Source organism: Pseudoalteromonas sp. QJM3NY_12 (assembly GCF_056173165.1).
In genome coordinates this window covers 179,842-197,270 of record NZ_JBWBUF010000002.1, presented here as the reverse complement: position 1 = coordinate 197,270, position 17,429 = coordinate 179,842, and the positions used below count along the sequence as shown (strand labels likewise).

General features: G+C 38.9%; 20 protein-coding genes. 11 read left to right on the top strand and 9 right to left on the bottom strand.

What is annotated here, in order from left to right:
• Window positions 1-42: 42 nt before the first annotated feature.
• Complete coding sequence (locus AC0VZ5_RS16760) at window positions 43-1,122, bottom strand: ABC transporter substrate-binding protein (RefSeq protein ID WP_475475016.1); 1,080 nt, start codon at window positions 1,120-1,122, stop codon at window positions 43-45.
• A 133-nt stretch (window positions 1,123-1,255) separates the two neighbouring features.
• Between AC0VZ5_RS16760 and AC0VZ5_RS16755 the strand changes: the two genes are divergently transcribed.
• Window positions 1,256-1,645: a cytochrome b562 gene (locus AC0VZ5_RS16755; RefSeq protein WP_475475015.1), complete on the top strand. Its 390-nt coding sequence runs from the start codon at window positions 1,256-1,258 to the stop codon at window positions 1,643-1,645.
• 9 nt (window positions 1,646-1,654) lie between these two features.
• Window positions 1,655-2,041 (top strand): OsmC family protein, encoded by a 387-nt coding sequence (locus tag AC0VZ5_RS16750; RefSeq protein ID WP_008463841.1) that lies wholly within the window; start codon window positions 1,655-1,657, stop codon window positions 2,039-2,041.
• Between the two features lie 46 nt (window positions 2,042-2,087).
• Here the strand turns inward: AC0VZ5_RS16750 and ykgO are convergent, their stop codons facing one another.
• Window positions 2,088-2,222: a type B 50S ribosomal protein L36 gene (gene ykgO, locus AC0VZ5_RS16745; protein ID WP_004586489.1), complete on the bottom strand. Its 135-nt coding sequence runs from the start codon at window positions 2,220-2,222 to the stop codon at window positions 2,088-2,090.
• Entirely contained in the window at window positions 2,219-2,485 is a 267-nt protein-coding gene (locus AC0VZ5_RS16740; protein ID WP_008463845.1) for a type B 50S ribosomal protein L31, read from the bottom strand. The genes ykgO and AC0VZ5_RS16740 overlap by 4 nt, the downstream gene beginning before the upstream one ends.
• A gap of 232 nt (window positions 2,486-2,717) precedes the next feature.
• On the opposite strand from AC0VZ5_RS16740, the gene AC0VZ5_RS16735 reads away from it, so the two are divergent.
• A complete protein-coding gene (locus AC0VZ5_RS16735; protein ID WP_178957212.1) occupies window positions 2,718-2,987 on the top strand; it encodes a hypothetical protein in 270 nt (89 codons plus the stop codon).
• A 130-nt stretch (window positions 2,988-3,117) separates the two neighbouring features.
• Here the strand turns inward: AC0VZ5_RS16735 and AC0VZ5_RS16730 are convergent, their stop codons facing one another.
• Complete coding sequence (locus tag AC0VZ5_RS16730) at window positions 3,118-4,158, bottom strand: metal-dependent hydrolase (RefSeq protein ID WP_475475014.1); 1,041 nt, start codon at window positions 4,156-4,158, stop codon at window positions 3,118-3,120.
• 113 nt (window positions 4,159-4,271) lie between these two features.
• Window positions 4,272-5,159 carry a LysR family transcriptional regulator gene (locus AC0VZ5_RS16725; RefSeq protein WP_171039628.1) on the bottom strand — a complete coding sequence of 296 codons (888 nt, stop codon included), beginning with the start codon at window positions 5,157-5,159 and terminating at the stop codon, window positions 4,272-4,274.
• A gap of 115 nt (window positions 5,160-5,274) precedes the next feature.
• On the opposite strand from AC0VZ5_RS16725, the gene AC0VZ5_RS16720 reads away from it, so the two are divergent.
• The 5 genes from AC0VZ5_RS16720 to AC0VZ5_RS16700 all read left to right on the top strand — a co-directional run bounded on the left by AC0VZ5_RS16720 (window position 5,275) and on the right by AC0VZ5_RS16700 (window position 9,343).
• Complete coding sequence (locus tag AC0VZ5_RS16720) at window positions 5,275-6,447, top strand: MFS transporter (RefSeq protein ID WP_010388973.1); 1,173 nt, start codon at window positions 5,275-5,277, stop codon at window positions 6,445-6,447.
• 148 nt (window positions 6,448-6,595) lie between these two features.
• Window positions 6,596-7,411, top strand: a complete 816-nt coding sequence (gene dkgB / locus AC0VZ5_RS16715; protein WP_010388971.1) for a 2,5-didehydrogluconate reductase DkgB — start codon at window positions 6,596-6,598, stop codon at window positions 7,409-7,411.
• 66 nt (window positions 7,412-7,477) lie between these two features.
• The gene (locus AC0VZ5_RS16710; protein WP_475475013.1) at window positions 7,478-7,765 is read left to right on the top strand and encodes a putative quinol monooxygenase; all 288 of its coding nucleotides are present in this window, start codon (window positions 7,478-7,480) and stop codon (window positions 7,763-7,765) included.
• 377 nt (window positions 7,766-8,142) lie between these two features.
• Complete coding sequence (locus AC0VZ5_RS16705) at window positions 8,143-8,823, top strand: hypothetical protein (RefSeq protein WP_475475012.1); 681 nt, start codon at window positions 8,143-8,145, stop codon at window positions 8,821-8,823.
• Between the two features lie 265 nt (window positions 8,824-9,088).
• The gene (locus AC0VZ5_RS16700; protein WP_475475011.1) at window positions 9,089-9,343 is read left to right on the top strand and encodes a hypothetical protein; all 255 of its coding nucleotides are present in this window, start codon (window positions 9,089-9,091) and stop codon (window positions 9,341-9,343) included.
• A gap of 138 nt (window positions 9,344-9,481) precedes the next feature.
• Here the strand turns inward: AC0VZ5_RS16700 and AC0VZ5_RS16695 are convergent, their stop codons facing one another.
• Window positions 9,482-10,135, bottom strand: a complete 654-nt coding sequence (locus AC0VZ5_RS16695; protein WP_008115283.1) for a DUF6058 family natural product biosynthesis protein — start codon at window positions 10,133-10,135, stop codon at window positions 9,482-9,484.
• A 172-nt stretch (window positions 10,136-10,307) separates the two neighbouring features.
• On the opposite strand from AC0VZ5_RS16695, the gene dapA reads away from it, so the two are divergent.
• Window positions 10,308-11,225, top strand: a complete 918-nt coding sequence (gene dapA / locus AC0VZ5_RS16690; RefSeq protein WP_475475010.1) for a 4-hydroxy-tetrahydrodipicolinate synthase — start codon at window positions 10,308-10,310, stop codon at window positions 11,223-11,225.
• 72 nt (window positions 11,226-11,297) lie between these two features.
• Here the strand turns inward: dapA and AC0VZ5_RS16685 are convergent, their stop codons facing one another.
• Together AC0VZ5_RS16685 and AC0VZ5_RS16680 are read right to left on the bottom strand one after the other, a co-directional pair.
• Entirely contained in the window at window positions 11,298-13,115 is a 1,818-nt protein-coding gene (locus AC0VZ5_RS16685; protein ID WP_475475009.1) for an Lnb N-terminal periplasmic domain-containing protein, read from the bottom strand.
• 40 nt (window positions 13,116-13,155) lie between these two features.
• A complete protein-coding gene (locus AC0VZ5_RS16680) occupies window positions 13,156-13,623 on the bottom strand; it encodes a DUF3015 family protein (RefSeq protein WP_010388962.1) in 468 nt (155 codons plus the stop codon).
• Between the two features lie 317 nt (window positions 13,624-13,940).
• Here AC0VZ5_RS16680 and AC0VZ5_RS16675 point away from each other — a divergent pair, with 317 nt between their 5' ends.
• The gene (locus AC0VZ5_RS16675) at window positions 13,941-15,242 is read left to right on the top strand and encodes a DEAD/DEAH box helicase (RefSeq protein WP_475475008.1); all 1,302 of its coding nucleotides are present in this window, start codon (window positions 13,941-13,943) and stop codon (window positions 15,240-15,242) included.
• 62 nt (window positions 15,243-15,304) lie between these two features.
• Here the strand turns inward: AC0VZ5_RS16675 and AC0VZ5_RS16670 are convergent, their stop codons facing one another.
• The gene (locus tag AC0VZ5_RS16670; protein ID WP_475475007.1) at window positions 15,305-16,915 is read right to left on the bottom strand and encodes an NAD(P)/FAD-dependent oxidoreductase; all 1,611 of its coding nucleotides are present in this window, start codon (window positions 16,913-16,915) and stop codon (window positions 15,305-15,307) included.
• 188 nt (window positions 16,916-17,103) lie between these two features.
• On the opposite strand from AC0VZ5_RS16670, the gene fdxA reads away from it, so the two are divergent.
• Window positions 17,104-17,427: a ferredoxin FdxA gene (gene fdxA / locus AC0VZ5_RS16665; protein WP_178957196.1), complete on the top strand. Its 324-nt coding sequence runs from the start codon at window positions 17,104-17,106 to the stop codon at window positions 17,425-17,427.
• Window positions 17,428-17,429 lie beyond the last annotated feature (2 nt).

The window sequence follows — 17,429 nt, the reverse complement described above, 5'->3', positions numbered from 1 at the left end:
GTTTTAAATAAAATAACTGCATTGTAAAGGGGCTTTACAGTGCTATTGCTCAAGCGCTAAAAGTAGATTTTCTATGGTAAATTCATACCAGTCAGCGCGTGTTTTACTAAACTGTATAAAGTTTATTTCTGCAAGGCCAGTAGTATTTATCGCCTTGTATAACGGGATATTTTCAGCGGTAAGCGGGTCAAAAATATCAGCTGTACGATGAAGCAAAGGACTAAGTTTTGGTTGAGTATGGTTGTCGAACAAATTAACTAGGGCATAAGCACCTAGTAACACATGACCTCCAATAGATACATCAAGTCCTGATTTATTACTTGGTGGAACCTCCCAGTTAATACCGCCCACAATAACCTGAGATTGCATGTTTAGCTGTTTTAATGCCCTTTTTGCGCCAAAAGCAATGGCATCATTCGCACACCAAATAATGTTAATTTCAGGGGCTTGCTGCATATACGCTAAGGTTTTTGTAAACCCTTCTTGTTCAGACCAATTGGCAACCTCTTTAGCGGTTAAGGTGACTTGCGGTGTTTGCGTTAAAAAATCCATTAACCCTTGTGTGCGCATAATAGAAGCAGGCGTTGCATAGTCGCCTAATAACGCCAATATATGTGCGCTAGTTGTTGTTTTATTGGTAAACTTTTTATAAAGCTGCTGCATCAATGATTTACCTGCAACGCGATTATTTGGGGTAATACTACCGACTATGTTAGTGCCATTTTCACGTAACATATCAAGTGATGCAGGTGAGGGACGATTTAATAAAAAATAAATCGGGACATGTTTACTGTCTATTTTAGAGAGGTACTTACTGGTAACATTTTTTTCGTTTACGAGGATAAGGTAATCGGGCTTATCATCTATAGCCTGCTGAATCAGCTCTTTCATTAAAATATGATTTCGATTTGCGTATTTTATCGTTAATGTCACATCTAAATCAGTGGCTGCATTTTGCATTATTTTAGAAACATCAAACCAAAAGTTTCCGGTTTTGTTTTGTGCATTTTCAGAGTCGGAAAAACCAGGATTAATAAATATGACTTCTAGGGCATAAGCACTATAACTACCCAACAGAAGGCAGGTAAATGTTAGCAGGCGGTATAATTTAAACAAGGACATACATTTCTCTATAAACTTTCTAAAGCTCAATTTATCCTTGCTAAAGTACTCCGTGGTGACATCTAGGCGTTATGCTATATAATACCTCAGTAAGTTTAGCATGTATGCAACAATTATTTTTTAGGGTGTATTAATGAAAGCAGTTTTGTTGTTAATGGTATTAATATTTAGTCAAACAGTTGCCGCAAATGAAATGAGCGACTTAGAAAAAACCATGAAAAACATTGGGCTTGCTTATAAACAAAGTGTTGAAGCAACCCAGTTAGCAGAATTTAATGGCGCTATTGATGAATTTATTAAATTGATAGAGCAAAGTAAGCAAGCCAAGTTTTATAAAGAAGCTGAAAAGTCGGTGCAAGGGTTAGATAAGGTGCTTACTCAAGCCCAGTTAGCCAAAAAAGTAGCGAACGAGCAAGGGCTTGAGACGGCAAAAAAACCACTCAAAGCAATTGATAATTTACGCAAAAAATATCACAAATTACATGAGCCTCCAGGCTTTTTTGAATTATTGTTTGGAAAATAAGGAATAGTAATGGAAATTTCGGTTTCAATGTTAGACGGTCAAAAATTAAGTGCTAAGTTTGGTGAGCATGAAGTTATAAGCGATCAAAGCATAAACGCTGGTGGTGATGCAGAACATCCAGAACCGTTTGACTATTTTTTAGTAAGCATGGTGTTGTGTGCTGGTTTTTATGCGCGTAAATTTTGTCAGCAAAGAGAGATCTCGACCGAAGGGATGACACTGACACAAAATAACGAAAATGTAGATGAAAACGGTAAGAAGCTTTTTTCAATCGAAATTGGCTTGCCAGAAGGTTTCCCAGCTAAATATAAAAAAGCACTGATTGCTGCGGTAAATACATGTACCGTGAAAAAGGTTATTCAAGCAGTACCTGAGTTTTCTGTTGTAGTTAAATAGACCCTAATAATAATGCCGAGTATAAACTCGGCATTATTTTATCTTGCTACTTTTTCTTCATACCCTGCACAGCTTTAAATCTAGGGTTATCTTTACATATCACGAATACTCGCCCTTTGCGCTTTACAATTTGACAACCTGGTCGTTGTTTTGCACTTTTTAATGAACTTAAAACTTTCATTTGCTTTCCTTTTTAGCAGTAGAGAGGTTTTTAAACCGACGATTAAATTGCGCAACGCGTCCATCAGTAGCGAGCGTTTTTTGTTTGCCGGTATAAAATGGATGTGAGTCACTTGAGACATCAATAGGAACATAAGGGTATGTTTTACCCTCAATTTCTATGGTGCGATTGGTTTTAATGGTTGAACCAATAATAAAGTAAGAATCAGCTGCAGTATCATGAAAAGCAACCACATGGTAATCAGGGTGAATATTGGGCTTCATAAAATGCCTTTAATGTTATGTGATAGTATATCATTTAATTTAACGTATTTATTTTCCCTTTGCAAATCATTTTAGATAGCCTTAAACGCAGTGTAATTGCTGTGTATTTGCACAAAACAGTCAAAAAATAAGCACTTAGATCAAAAGTACTGGCTATTAGTATTTAGGCTGCTATAACTAGACTCAGCGAATAAAATAATAAGAATTTAATAACGTCAATAGAGGTAGTTTTATGAGTGACGCTCAGGCACAACAAGACCAAATCGACCAAGGAGTCATGGATACTCTCAGAGAGCGTGACCACAGTATATTAGCTAAGCAAGTTGATTCGTTAGGGTGTACTCATAACGACATCATTGAATTACTTGCTCATTATTTAGCATTAAGCGAACAAGAAGATGATGAATTATTTGATGACTGGTTTGACGCGCTTTCAAAAGAACAACACACCGTATTAAAAGTATTTGAAGTATATCGTGGACAGTACGAGCACCAAAACTAATTCATTTGGTTGCAATAACTACGTTTTGAGGTGGCACAAAACTGCTTGAATGTAATTTAGTGTTAAAAAAGTGTGTGTTTTTATTCCTAAGCAAAATAAAAATCACACTTTTTTAATACAAGACCCCTAACTATGGCAACGAGCAGTTATTTTTAGCCAATGGAGATGCCAGCGAGACTTCAGGTTGCCAAATTCGCTGCCAAATATTACCGGCATTACTAAAACTAGGGCGCTGAGAGAGTCGTTCAAAATTACCCAACTTAATGCCCGAGTCTGTTTGCTCACCTACCACAAAGTTAAATACATATTGGCATTCCATACCCATTCTTAAATCTGACAAAATCACGTTATCGGTTTGCTGGCGAATAGAATAAAACCCTTTTGTAAACCATTGTAGTCTTTGAATGCCCCATTGGTTGTCAATAGGCTTAATTAAAGACGGTGTTGTATTGTAGGCATTTAAGGTTACATCACTGGGCGAGTCAAACACAGAGGCATACCCCTCGTAGTAGTGACCGTCAGACATTACCACTATACGCCAAAGTAAAGTGGTGAGCGGGGCAGGCGTACTAATATAGCCGGTTGCGTCAATATCGCGATTGTTCAGTGCTGTTTTTACCTTGTCGTCAATATTGAGTTTAAACACAAAGGCAAGGCATAAATACGCTGTGCTTAGGCTAAGTGTAATTGCATTGATTTTATAGGCTTTATTGGTACTTATTTTAGGTAATAAAGTAAAAGCTAAACCAATTAATAACGGCAAGGTGTAAAGGGGGTCAATAATAAACATGCTAGATACCGCAAAAGGGTATTCACTTAAGGGCCACATTAGCTGAGTACCATAAACGGTGAGTGAATCTAATAAAGCATGTGTTGATAAGCACAAAAACACCAACCAAAACCAACGAACTTTATAAGCCTGCATGCCTGTGTGTATTTTTAATATTAGCCATACAATTAGCGGGCTTATTAATAAATGCACAAATAAAGAATGGCTAAAACCGCGATGATAGGTAAATGCCTCTACACTGCCGCCATAGGGTAAAAATACATCTAGATCGGGTAAAGTGCCTAAAATAGCGCCCCACGCAACGGCTTTTCGACCTACTTTATTGCCTAGTACCGCGTAGCCTACGGCACTGCCTAATGCGACTTGTGTTAAAGAATCCATACTACCTCATCCAAATAATGCAACTGCAGTGTTTATACTCAGCTTAATCTTAAAACCGTCAATAATGTAAATTATTTCATTAAGTTGCTCTTTAAACTCAATTTAAAAGCGATTTATAAACTTAGTCGCGGTTGTATAAAATCTAAAAATGCAACGATACGGGAAGAAACCGCCCCATTTTTGTAATAAACGCCATAAATAGATTCTCGATTATTTGGGCTACTTACGCTGTGAGGTAAAACTTCTATTAATCGTTTTTTGGCTAAATCTTCTGCAATCATAAATTGTGAGAGAAGTGCTATGCCTTGATCAGCAATACATAAATGCCTAATGGTTTCGCCGCTGCTAGCCCTTAAATCAAAGTGCAGTGATTGCTCATGCTTCAAGGGCCATTGATTAAGAGTATTGGGCTCACTGAAGCCAATTAGGTTATGGTTTTTAAGATCTGAAACTTGCTGTAATGGTGGCGCATTTTTTACATAATCAGCGCTTGCGACCAATTTTAATTTACTTTGGCCTAATTTTCGCGCGTGCAGGTTTGAATCTTTTAAGTCTCCAATGCGAATAGCTAAATCTGTTTTGCGCTCAAGTAAATCAATAATATTGTCGTGTGAGGTAATATCGAGCGTGATTTGCGGGTATTGTTTTTTAAACTCATTAACTAGTGGCGCTAGTTGATGTAAAACAAAAGGGCTTGCTGCATCTATACGCAAGTGCCCACTAGGTGCTTGCTTAAGTAGCTTTATTGTTTCTTCCCCGAAGAGCAGCGTGTTTAAAGCCTTACGCGCATATTCTATGTATATATGTCCTTCCTCGGTCAGTTCTAAGCGCCGAGTTGTTCTGTTTAGTAATGTGCAGTTTAGCCTACTTTCGAGGCGAGATAGCGCTCTTGAAACCTTAGCTACATTTAAATCAAGTAAACTAGCCGCACCGGAAAAGCTGCCACAATCAACAATGGTAATAAACATTTCTAGATCTTCAGTTTTAGCTTGAACAGGCATAAATTCACTTATTTATATTTGCAAAATAAACAAAAGTATTTTGCCATTTATGCTATTTATTGCAAGGGAGTTTTTACACACACTATGCATCTATTTTAAAAATGAGGATGTATTTATGCCATTGGCTTTATGGGCGCTTACCTTAAGCGCATTTGCAATTGGAACAACCGAGTTTGTTATAGTGGGTTTAGTGCCAACTATTGCAAACGATTTAGGCGTGAGCTTACCATCAGCAGGCTTATTAGTGAGCTTATATGCAGTTGGTGTAGCTATTGGCGCACCGGTACTCACTGCATTAACGGGGCGCTGGAACCGAAAAGTGGTACTTATAAGCCTTATGGGCTTATTTGTTATGGGTAATTTATTAGCTTGGCAAGCGCCGAGTTACGAAACACTAATACTGGCACGCATACTAACAGGCTTAGCTCACGGTGTATTTTTCTCTATTGGCTCAATGATAGCAACAAGCTTGGTAAGTAAAGACAAAGAGGCGAGCGCTATCGCAATTATGTTTACCGGCCTTACGGTAGCGCTTGTAACGGGTGTGCCATTAGGAACATGGATTGGCCAGCACTTTGGCTGGCGTGCAACGTTTTTAGTGGTTTCGGCATTAGGCTTAATTGCGCTAATTGGCAGCGCTATTTTAGTGCCAAAAAACTTAAAACAGTCTATTCCGGCGACGTTTAAAGAGCAGCTACAGGTTATTGTTAAGCCGCGCTTATTGCTCGTTTATTTAATGACTATATTAGGCTACGGCGGTACGTTCACCGCGTTTACTTATTTAGCGCCTATATTAGAGCAGCAAACTGGCTTTGCACCATCCGCTATTGGTTTAATAATGCTGGTTTATGGTGTGTCGGTGGCTGTTGGTAATATATGGGGCGGAAAATTAGCCGACAAGCGAGGCCCAATTAGTGCACTGAGTATTATATTTAGCGCGTTAACAATTATTTTATTGGCTTTCACCTTTACTATGGAATCAAAAGTAGCCGCAGTGCTGACTATTTTAATATGGGGGGCATTTGCATTTGGTAATGTACCAGGATTGCAGCTTTATGTAGTAAAACAGGCAAAAAAGCACACTCCTAATGCGGTAGATGTCGCATCGGGGTTAAACATCGCGGCGTTTAATATTGGAATAGCCTTAGGCTCTGTTACAGGGGGGCTTGTAGTCGAGCATATGGAACTAAAAGATACCGCATGGATTGGGGCCGTTGTTTCATTACTGGCTTTAATAGTCACTCGATACAGTGGTAGGCTAGATAAACATAATGTTCAGGCTAAATAAAGCCGAACTCATATAGGTTAGTCTTGAAATAAAAATCAATGACCTCAGTATTCACATGAGGTCAAAATTTTAAATCAAAAAAGTAATAGGTGTATTTAGTAAACACGTCGTTTGAATTTTAAACCTATTATTAAACAAGGATAAAGCTATGACACAACGTGTAATTGAAATGCCAGATTTAGGTATGGGTACTTTTCGTTTAGAAGGTAAAACAGCTTATGAATCTGTAAAAATGGCGTTAGAAGTTGGATTTCGCCACATTGATACCGCGCAAATATATGGCAATGAAGAGCAAGTTGGCCAAGCAATTAAAGACAGCAATATTCCTCGTGAAGAATTATTTATAACCACCAAAGTATGGAATAACAAGCTCAACAAAGCTGACTTTGTTGACAGTGTTAAAACATCTTTAGAGAAGCTACAGCTTGATTATGTCGACTTATTGTTAATTCATTGGCCAGCACCGGTAAATAATGAACCCATGAGTGAATATTTAACCGAGCTGCTATTAACAAAAAAGCTGGGATTAACTAAACATATTGGTGTATCTAACTTCACCATTGCCAACTTAAATGAGGCAATGCAAACCTTAGATCCTCGCGAAATATTCACTAATCAAATTGAGGTACATCCATATTTAACCAACACTAAACTGCGCGCTTTTTGCGATCAACATAAAATTCATGTTACCGCCTATATGCCATTTGTTGTGGGTAAGGTATTAACAGATCAAACCATTATTGATATTGCTAACAAGCACGATGCAACGCCAGCGCAAGTGGTTATTGCATGGGAAAATGCCAATGGCATGACCACCATTCCATCATCGACTAAGCGTAAAAACTTAGAGGATAACTTTAACGACAAAGTTAAACTTGATGATGAAGATATAGCGCGAATTGATGGCCTTGATTGCAACGACCGCCAAGCAACGCCCGACTTTGCACCACAGTGGGATCAATAACCAAAAAGCCAGAACCAAAACAGGTGCAGTTGAGCTGCACCTTTATTTTTTAAACAAGGAACACCCATGTTAACGGTAATTGCTACACTATCGAGTGAAAATAGCGATGCAGAGCGTCTATTAACCGAGCTCGAAAACTTACAACAGTCCTCGCGCCAAGAAGTAGGCTGCCTGCGTTACGAGCTATCAGTTAAAAACGATGCTGAGCAAACTATCTATTTAGTGAGTGAGCAATGGGCGTCTAATGAGCATTTTGAAGCCCATAAAAACGCACCACACTTTAAAGCGTTTGGTGATGCAGTAGGTGAATTTATTACCTCTATTAATATTGATGTGTATAAAACTATTGGTTAAATGACACTCAGTTAATAGCAAAGCAGGAGCTGTAACTTACAGCTCTTTTTTTGAAATATCATCTCCAAATACCCCCTTCAAATATCATCCTTTCTCCGCTGTTCTTTTAAACCCAAAGCCGTTTATAAAGGCGATTTCATAATAGTTATCTTTAATAAGACACTGCTGTTTGCATCGGTAGTACAGGGTTGCCTGATATTACTGATTACACCCTTTTTGGTATAATTTTGCATAATCATAAACAGGTTAGGAGATAACTAGTTGTTTACAAATATTCTTTGATGGTTAATATAAATACAAAAGGAATGTATGGACATTTGACGGTTTATAAACCGATAGATGTCGTAGACTAAATTGTTATGTTCTACGGAGGAAAAATGATTAATATTGGTAGAAATGGCATCCAAATAGATCAAGAGCCAAACAGTTGTCCTGTTTGCAATCATTTAGTATCTCCAAACAGAACTGAGATATTTAAAGAAATTAATACAGAGAATTCGAATTGGAGTCGATATTTAGAGGGACTATACGAATGTCCATCACTTAAATGTGGGCATCTGTTTCTTGCTCACTTTGAGAGAAAGTCTAAAAGTAAAGGTGCAAGAGATGGCTATTTTACTTATACGCATTCGACACCTAATCTCTTTAAAACAGTTGAGTTTGATGAAAGAATAGCCACTATATCCCCAAGTTTTGTTGAAATATTCAACCAATCAACAAATGCAGAGCAAGCTGGGTTGAGTGAAGTTTGTGGTATGGGCTATCGAAAAGCACTTGAGTTCCTGATAAAAGATTACTGTGTATCATCACAAACTGATGATGCTGAAAAGATCAGGAAAATGATGTTGATGCAATGCATTAATCAATATATCACTGACATAAATGTCAAAGAATGTGCCACTCGTGCAGTTTGGTTGGGCAACGATGAAACACACTATCAACGCAAGTGGAAAGACAAAGATATTGGTGATCTTAAACTGTTGATCAACTTAGTAATTCACTGGGTCGTTAGCAACCTAATGACTCAAGAGTATATGCAGTCGATGCAACGAACATAAAAAACGCATCAAAAATCGCCCTACGGGCTGGGCTTCGCTGACGCTCCGCCTTTTATGTGAGCGTTATAACAAAATTAACAAGACACCCATTTTTAATTTTGTACCTTCTATGTTTCAAACTAGATTTTGTTCAGTGCAGATAGGAAATTAACACATTAACAGGACTCCCATCTTTAATTTTAAGACAGAAGCAGAATGGTGGAAAATGAAGATTATCTCTAGATTTCTAAGTAAGACCGAAAGAGTAGAGTATTATTTTGCAATCATGTCAGACCATATGGAGCGTCCGTTTATTTTAGGTGCGCAAAGTGTTGATCCAAAGCTTCCTTCAATTGCTCAGTGGGGGGCATCTTCAAGATTTGGACTTGATAGTCTTGATACCATTGAAGGAAAGTTATGGAAAGATTGGCGCTCTTCTTTAGAAATGCTTGGTGCCTCATGGGTAATACCAATTATTGAAGAGTCAGTAATAAAAGATGATGTAACTTATGCAGTTAATCAAATTATATCTAAATCGTAAATTTGCAATTAACAAAGCGTAGTTGTTGGGCTATTTTTCTCGTTGCACTCAAAAACCAGCGGCAAAACACAGTGTTGGTAATTTTTAATAAAGCCAAGATCCCTTAAATAGTTAAACCCCTTAGCCAAACACTACTCTTTATTTAATCGATAAATCGTATTTTAAAATAAGGGCATCAATATAGCGGCTTCGTAATGTGAGTTGCTTTTCGTGATCGGCGCCATGGCTAAGGGCTTTATTTAGAAGCTTCATGGCGGGGTGAATGCGGGTGCGCTCATCTTTATCTAAACTGGCTTTACTGCGCAGCTCGGTTATATCGTCTACTAATAATCTGCCAATATCCACAGCAACAATTTCATCAATTAAGCCATTTTGGGTAAGCACGCCATATTTGCTGCATAAAAATTGTTGCCATACTTGCTGTAAATGTTCTTCTATTTCACAGCCAAACAGTTCCTCGTTAAATATAAAGCCTTGTTGTGCAAGCTTAGCCAAGCATTGGGTATAGTGCTGAGCAAACAAATTAAACGCCTGATTAGATGACTCTATTTTTTGCTTAACTAATCCTTGCCCCCAATTTACACAACCTCGGGGATAATAATCGTCGTATTCTTCACACTCATATAAGCCTGAGTAAGAGCTGCAACTCATCTGGTTTTTAATGCAATAACTTGGCTTAGGAAAAATACTTTGAGCTTGCCAGTTTTCAAGGGTTTCAGTGTCTATGTTGAGAGCTTGGCATAACTCATCAGTGTGATAAAAGTGAGTGCTTAAATAGTCAGATAAACGCATAGTGGCTCGCTTAATAGTAAAAAATAAAATACTGTTTATTTATACAGTTATTTATTTTGTATCATCAAACTCAATAACACAAGCCATTTTATAATTAAATACTGGCTATCACTGCAAATAGCGCAGTAAATATGGTACAAATAGGCCAAGTATTAATAACAATGATTTTTTTATGCGCACCCTAGAACAAATTAAACAAGCAAGCCTTATTACTGCAATTAAAACACCTTACTTAGCCAATGGTGAAATCGATCTTGCGAAGTATGATGAACTCGTTGAAATACAAATTGCAGCGGGTGTTGACGGTATAGTTGTTGGTGGCACCACCGGTGAAGGCCAGTTAATGAACTGGGAAGAGCACTTAATGCTAATTGCGCACAGTGCCAATAAATTTGGTGATAAATTACTGATTGTAGGTAACACCGGAAGTAATAATACGCGCGAAGCAATTAAAGCAACAAAATATGGTTTTGCCAGCGGCATGCATGCCTCATTGCAAATTAACCCTTACTACGGGCGCACATCAATTGCCGGTGTTAAAGAGCACTTTAAACGCGTGCTTGATATTGGTCCGGCGTTTATTTACAACGTAGCAGGGCGCACAGGTCAAGACCTCACCCCTGATATTATTGAACCACTGGCCCAGCATGAGCACTTTATTGGTGTTAAAGAATGTGGTGGCAATGAGCGTATAGCGCACTATGAACAACAAGGTATTGCATGTTGGTCTGGGAATGATGACGAAGCACACGATGCACGCCATATCCATAAAGCACATGGTGTTATTTCAGTTACGTCTAACCTGATCCCAGGTTTGTTCCGCCAATTAATGGATACCAAAAATGATGCGCTTAATAATTCATTACAACCATTAATGAACTGGCTATTTTGCGAGCCAAACCCAATTGCCATTAATACCGCGATGATCATGACCGGCGCGGTGAACCCTGTGTTTAGAATGCCTTACGTACCGCTTAACGATGAGCAACAGCAACAAGGTGTAACGCTAATTAATCAGCTTAATGAGCAAGATTTTGTCGGTAGCCGAGCGCAGTGTGTGGATATTAGTAAAGTTTTGATTTTATCTTAAACTGTTAGATTATTTACTAAATACTAAATTTTCAAAGCAGCCTACTGTAAACACAGAGGCTGCTTTTTTATATCACTGCCAATAGTAGTTGAGTTTAAGCTGCCACATAGCTGAATTGGCATGTGTTACTGCTAATCTAATATCAATATCTTGGTTAATAGGCACTGCAAGTTCTAGTTTGGTTTGCGCAGGGTTTTTAGCATTTAAGAATGACTTTTCATAGGATGCTCTGAGTTTAATACCTGAGTCAGTACCAGTAATGATCCCCACCTCTACCGACGAATCATAAAAGTGGCTGTTTTTAGCTAAATCACCCAAATAACCATTAATTAAGCTATAGGCTAAGGTGTTGTTGCTAAACTGCCAAGCTTGTCCGGCTCCTCCCATAACAAAGCTGCGTTTACAGGTTCTGCACAGTGCTGGTTGTCTGTCGAATCCCACATTGATTTTCCACGACCACTTAGATTCATTAGCCCAAGACAATTGGTTTGGATTGAATGACTCTAAATCTAATAAATGAATTTTATTTATGTAAGTTTCGCCATTTGTAAACATCAGCTCGGTATCTAACATTTCTAAATTAGAAAATGGAATGCGGGCAATATCAGAGGCAAGGGTATCAAAATAGCTCAGCCTAAAACCCATAGTGTACTGTGTTTGCTCAGCCGTGTGCATCGCAGAAATTGAGCTGTTAGAGGGCTTTTGGCCTTTATGTGGTGGCTGCTGGGTAAATTGAAATTTAACTTTGTTTTCGCCCATTGGCAGCTTTAAGCGCGCTTGGATTAGCGCATTTTTTAACTCACTTATTTTTACTGGGGTTTGTTTTTGAATTTGCTTCACTTGTACAAGTTCAAATAAAGCGCCAATAATGGCTTTTTGAGACTGTACTGGCAAAGCTAAAAATGATTTGCTTTTTAGTACTGCTGATTCTGCAAAGATTTGTTTGGCAAAGCTGAGCTCTTTTTCACTTAAAGATTGCACATATTTTGAAAATACAGTGTCACGTGAGGGTGTAAATGTGACTTTTTTAACCGCTGATTGCTCTTGGTAAGTGGCCGAGTTTAACCTTGAAAAAATAGTGGCAGGTATTACCCAAGGAGAGCTTTCGCTAGTTAGTTGATCGCCAATAACAAGTTCAATAATTTGTGCGAGATGAAACGCGCAGTTTTCATCGGCAAAGTAATAATCAAATTCAGTGCCTAAAATTTCCCATAAGTGGTTAGCAATAAAAGCCACGTCGCGCTCGTTTAGATTAAGAGTATATTCCCATAAATCTCTTAATTCTATCTCGCCGTAATTATGCTGGTGGCGATAAAACAATTGATCTGAAAAACCGGCTTTATAACCACCAAACAAGCCCTTGAGAATATAGACTAAGCCATTTTCATTGTCTGGAACATGTGCGCCATAGTTTATGCTGTAATCTAATAATTTGTTTTTTGATTCGGTTGAGCGATTAAGTTTAAGTAATAAATGACCATATAACGATGCGGGGTTACTCATATAACCAGAGGCAAATACTAAACTAACAGAGTGAATAGCTTGTTGCTCTCGCCATTGCTGTAATTTTGGGCACTCTGCAGCTGGCATTGAAAAGGTTAAACCTTGCTCTTTGAGCCATTGATAACGAGAAGGGTAGCGACATTGTGTTAATGGCTGGTTATTAAAAGCATGGATTGTTGCTTTTAATTCTGCAACCGGATCATTACGTCCGTTATCTGCAATAAAAAAGGATGCGTTAGTAATATAACTAATAGTAGTTGGTTGATTTTTGTAATGCCCTAATTTCAACCATATTGGGTGTTTTGCTAAAACAGAGATAGATTGCGTGGCAGAACTTGAGAAAGAGGTGAATAAAAAAACGCTAATAAAATAAAATAAAGGTTTCATTGTTTAACCAAAAAAAAAGGGCTGTTAAGCCCTTTAATTATTAGATTGCAGCGCATTGAGATGAAAAGTTAGTGGTAATTTTACCTTCAACTAATTCATAAAATGCTTGTGCATTGTCTATTGGTGCGTTTGCGTAATCGCTGCGTACCGAAGTGATAATTTGTTGATGAGCAGTTACATCACAACCACGTACATTAAGCATTGCAGAGATATACTCGCCTTCACCCTGTGCTATTTCTTGTTCTAATACAGGAAAAGTTTGTTGAATAAACTGCGCTGTTTTTACGTTAGCGCCTTCACAGCTCTCTACTGAAGAAATGTTAGACGATACCGCTGTTGTTCCTAAATCCCAAATAATATTAGAAATTGCTGCCGCAACGCCATTGTCTGGGAAAACCATTGCACCAATACCACATTGTTGCCATGGGTTGATGCCACTTTTTGCTTGTGACGGCATTGAAACGAACGCGCTTACTAATACCGCAGCAGTTAAACATCTTTTTATCATTATTAATTTCCTTTAATTTATATACACCCCACAAAACGGGCGAAGAAGTTTACCTGTTTTGGTTATTTAAATGCAAATAGTTATGTAACACAATGTAAAATAACGGTGTAAAATTTATAAAAGTGCAATAAAGGCGTGAATTAACGGGAATAAATCTTGCGAGTCAATACCATTTAGCTAACTTAAACAACAGCTGATAATCGCTAATTATCCTGCATTTTATAAATTAGCGGTTTCTGTTGTTTAAAACTAACTGTTTAAGCGATTTTACTGTATAATTTGCGACCCTTGATAATGTGGCCGCAGGTTATACAGCAATGAATTTTAAATCTTTTAGTTTTGCCTCTGAACTTATTCAGGCGTTAGACGAACTTAATTACCACACCCTTACGCCCATTCAGCGCTCAGCTATTCCGGCTGTTCGTAAAGGTAAAGACGTTTTAGCAAGTGCACAAACCGGTACAGGTAAAACCGCTGCATTTGCGCTCCCTATTATTCAAAAGTTATTTGAGTCAGATTGCAGCACTACGAATGCGCCAAGCGCCTTAGTCCTTGCGCCTACGCGTGAGCTTGCAGAGCAAATAGCGAATAACTTTAAAGACTTTGCTAAGTACACTCAGTTAAAAGTAGTGAGTTTATTTGGTGGTGTTAATACCGCAGGACAAGAAATTGCACTCAAAGAAGGTGTTGATGTTGTAGTAGCAACACCAGGACGTCTACTTGATCATATTCGTTTAGGTAACTTAAGCCTTGCTCAAGTAAAACATTTAGTACTTGATGAAGCTGACCGTATGCTTGATATGGGCTTTATTAATGATATGCAAAGCGTAATAAAAAGCTGTGCAGATGAGCGTCAAATTTTATTGTTTTCAGCTACCTTCCCAGCAGCAATTAAACAGTTCGCCTCTAAAGTATTAAAGCAGCCTGAAATTGTTCGTGTTGATCAAACTAACAGTACTGCAAGTACAGTACAACACGTGGTTTACCCAGTAGAGGAGCGCCGTAAGCAAGAGTTGCTTTCTGAGCTGATTGGTAAGAAAAACTGGCAGCAAGTGCTAGTGTTTGTAAACATGAAAGAAACCGCAGATGAGTTAGTGACTGAACTTAACCTAGACGGTATCCCAGCGGCAGTATGTCATGGCGATAAATCGCAGGGTAATCGTCGTCGTGCGTTGCGTGAATTTAAAGAAGGCAAAGTACGCGTGCTAGTTGCAACAGAAGTAGCGGCCCGTGGTATTGATATTGACGGTTTACCACGTGTTATTAATATTGATTTACCTTGGCTTGCTGAAGATTACGTACACCGTATTGGCCGAACTGGTCGTGCTGGTAACCAAGGACAAGCAATTTCGTTTGTTAGCCGCGAAGAAGAAAACATGTTGTTTGAAATTGAAACCTTAATTGGTCAAAAAATTAAACGTGTTTACTTAGAAGGTTACGAAGTAAGTAATCGTGAAGTACTGATTGATAAAATTGGTAAAAAGCCAGCGCATTTACGCCGTACCCGTGCTAACAAGCCATCAGGCCAGGCTACCGGTGAAGCGAGAGCGAAAAACCGTTCGCGAATTTCTAATGTACGTAAAAGCTTAAAAGGCGAAAAGCTGTCACTTAAAAAGTAAGACAGCTGAGCCATTAAAAAAACCTGAGTTTACTCAGGTTTTTTTGTGCCTGAAAGAGTAGTTTAGTTGTGCTTTTCTAACATCGATAATGCAACTGCTTCGGCCGCTTTAATACCATCAATACCCGCTGATAAAATACCGCCTGCATAACCTGCGCCTTCACCTGCAGGGTACAGCCCTTTGGTATTAATGCTTTGGAAAGTTTTATCGCGCTTGATGCTGATAGGTGAAGACGTACGTGTTTCTACACCCGTGAGTAAGCCATCATTGGTTGAAAAGCCACGAATTTGTTTGTTAAAGGCAGGAATTGCTTCACGTAGCGCTTCAATGGCAAAAGCTGGCAGTACTTTGCTTAAATCAGTCAGTTTTATACCTGGCGTATACGAAGGCTGTACATCCCCTAAATTAGCCGACGATTTACCTTTTAAAAAGTCACCAATCAGCTGTGCTGGGGCATCATAATTTTTACCACCCAGCTCATAGGCTTGCTCTTCTAGCTTACGCTGTAAATCGATCCCAGCTAAAGGGTGGCCAGGGAAATCTTTTTCTGGGGAAATACCCACAACAATAGCACTGTTCGCATTTCGCTCACTACGAGAATATTGGCTCATACCGTTAGTAACTACACGGCCTTCTTCAGAGGTTGCGGCAACTACCGTGCCGCCAGGGCACATACAAAAACTGTATACGGTTCGGCCATTATTACAATGGTGTACCAATTTGTAATCGGCAGAGCCTAAAATAGGGTTACCCGCGTTATCGCCAAAGCGGCATTCATCAATCATTGATTGTTTATGCTCTATTCTAAAGCCTACTGAAAAGGGTTTTGCCTCAATATAAATGCCTTTATCGTGGATCATTTTAAACGTATCACGGGCACTGTGACCAACTGCTAATACCACGTGGCGAGTTTCAAGCTTTTCACCATTAGAAAGTGTAAGCCCTGTAACTTGGCCGTTGTCTAAATGGATATCGTCAACGCGGGTGCTAAAACGAATCTCACCACCGAGTTCAATAATACGGGCACGCATTTTTTCAATCATGGTTACTAGTTTAAACGTACCAATGTGCGGCTTACTAACGTATAAAATTTCTTCAGGAGCGCCGGCCTCTACAAACTCAGTAATTACTTTACGGCCATAATGTTTTGGATCTTTTACTTGGCTGTAGAGCTTACCGTCTGAGAACGTGCCTGCACCACCTTCACCAAACTGAACGTTTGATTCGGTATTAAGCGCCTTTTTACGCCAAAAGCCAAAGGTGTCTTTGGTGCGTTCACGTACTTCTTTGCCACGCTCTAAAATTATTGGCTTAAAGCCCATTTGTGCCAGCACTAAACCGGCAAATAAACCACATGGGCCAAAGCCAATTACTACAGGACGCTCTTTAATGCTGCTATTAGCGTGTGCTACAAATTTGTAGTTGGTGTCAGGGGAGACTTTAACGTGTTGATCTTTTTCAAACGAGGCTAACAGGTGTGCTTCGTTATCTACCTCAACATCAAGCGTGTAAATCAGTAAAATGGCGCTTTTTTTACGTGCATCGTAACCGCGTTTAAACACATTGTAGCTGTGTAGCTGCTCTGGACTTATATTTAATTTATTGATGATGGCTTGGCCAATAGCATTTTCGTCATGGTCAAGCGGCAGCTTTATTTCGGTTAAACGTATCATTAATATCTCTTTTGGTGTCATAGCGGAAAGTAAATACCGCTCACAATAAGGGGAGTGCACAAAGCGCTAATTTATAAGCGCCATATATTACGTTAAATAGCTCGCTTTTGGCACTTATTTATTGTGTTTTGGTAAGGGTTGGGTATGATCCGCAGCTGGTAAAGTTAAACATTAGGTATTAAACCATTATGGCGTTTGTAGTCACCGAAAACTGTATAAAATGTAAGTACACTGATTGCGTATCGGTGTGCCCTGCAGATGCATTTTTTGAAGGCCCTAATTTTTTGGCTATTAGCCCGGTAGATTGTATTGACTGTGGTTTATGTGTCCCTGAGTGTGCTGCCGATGCTATTTATCAAGAAGATGAATTACCTGAATCGCAAAAAGAGTTCACCCAGCTTAATGCAGAATTGGCAGAAATATGGCCACGTATAACGCAAGTTAAACCCGCCCCAGAAGATGCCGATAGCTGGAATGGTGTGGCTAATAAATTAAAACTTCTCGACACATAACT

Bases quoted from the DNA above. Each gene is read 5' to 3' on its own strand.
- AC0VZ5_RS16750 (WP_008463841.1), top strand. From the start codon at position 1,655: ATGGAAATTTCGGTTTCAATGTTAGACGGTCAAAAATTAAGTGCTAAG.
- AC0VZ5_RS16760 (WP_475475016.1), bottom strand. From the start codon at position 1,122: ATGTCCTTGTTTAAATTATACCGCCTGCTAACATTTACCTGCCTTCTG.
- AC0VZ5_RS16730 (WP_475475014.1), bottom strand. From the start codon at position 4,158: ATGGATTCTTTAACACAAGTCGCATTAGGCAGTGCCGTAGGCTACGCG.
- AC0VZ5_RS16695 (WP_008115283.1), bottom strand. From the start codon at position 10,135: ATGCGTTTATCTGACTATTTAAGCACTCACTTTTATCACACTGATGAG.
- AC0VZ5_RS16735 (WP_178957212.1), top strand. From the start codon at position 2,718: ATGAGTGACGCTCAGGCACAACAAGACCAAATCGACCAAGGAGTCATG.
- AC0VZ5_RS16710 (WP_475475013.1), top strand. From the start codon at position 7,478: ATGTTAACGGTAATTGCTACACTATCGAGTGAAAATAGCGATGCAGAG.
- ykgO (WP_004586489.1), bottom strand. From the start codon at position 2,222: ATGAAAGTTTTAAGTTCATTAAAAAGTGCAAAACAACGACCAGGTTGT.
- AC0VZ5_RS16700 (WP_475475011.1), top strand. From the start codon at position 9,089: ATGTCAGACCATATGGAGCGTCCGTTTATTTTAGGTGCGCAAAGTGTT.
- fdxA (WP_178957196.1), top strand. From the start codon at position 17,104: ATGGCGTTTGTAGTCACCGAAAACTGTATAAAATGTAAGTACACTGAT.
- AC0VZ5_RS16685 (WP_475475009.1), bottom strand. From the start codon at position 13,115: ATGAAACCTTTATTTTATTTTATTAGCGTTTTTTTATTCACCTCTTTC.
- AC0VZ5_RS16705 (WP_475475012.1), top strand. From the start codon at position 8,143: ATGATTAATATTGGTAGAAATGGCATCCAAATAGATCAAGAGCCAAAC.
- AC0VZ5_RS16670 (WP_475475007.1), bottom strand. From the start codon at position 16,915: ATGATACGTTTAACCGAAATAAAGCTGCCGCTTGACCATGACGAAAAT.
- AC0VZ5_RS16725 (WP_171039628.1), bottom strand. From the start codon at position 5,159: ATGCCTGTTCAAGCTAAAACTGAAGATCTAGAAATGTTTATTACCATT.
- AC0VZ5_RS16675 (WP_475475008.1), top strand. From the start codon at position 13,941: ATGAATTTTAAATCTTTTAGTTTTGCCTCTGAACTTATTCAGGCGTTA.
- AC0VZ5_RS16680 (WP_010388962.1), bottom strand. From the start codon at position 13,623: ATGATAAAAAGATGTTTAACTGCTGCGGTATTAGTAAGCGCGTTCGTT.
- AC0VZ5_RS16755 (WP_475475015.1), top strand. From the start codon at position 1,256: ATGAAAGCAGTTTTGTTGTTAATGGTATTAATATTTAGTCAAACAGTT.
- AC0VZ5_RS16720 (WP_010388973.1), top strand. From the start codon at position 5,275: ATGCCATTGGCTTTATGGGCGCTTACCTTAAGCGCATTTGCAATTGGA.
- AC0VZ5_RS16740 (WP_008463845.1), bottom strand. From the start codon at position 2,485: ATGAAGCCCAATATTCACCCTGATTACCATGTGGTTGCTTTTCATGAT.
- dkgB (WP_010388971.1), top strand. From the start codon at position 6,596: ATGACACAACGTGTAATTGAAATGCCAGATTTAGGTATGGGTACTTTT.
- dapA (WP_475475010.1), top strand. From the start codon at position 10,308: ATGCGCACCCTAGAACAAATTAAACAAGCAAGCCTTATTACTGCAATT.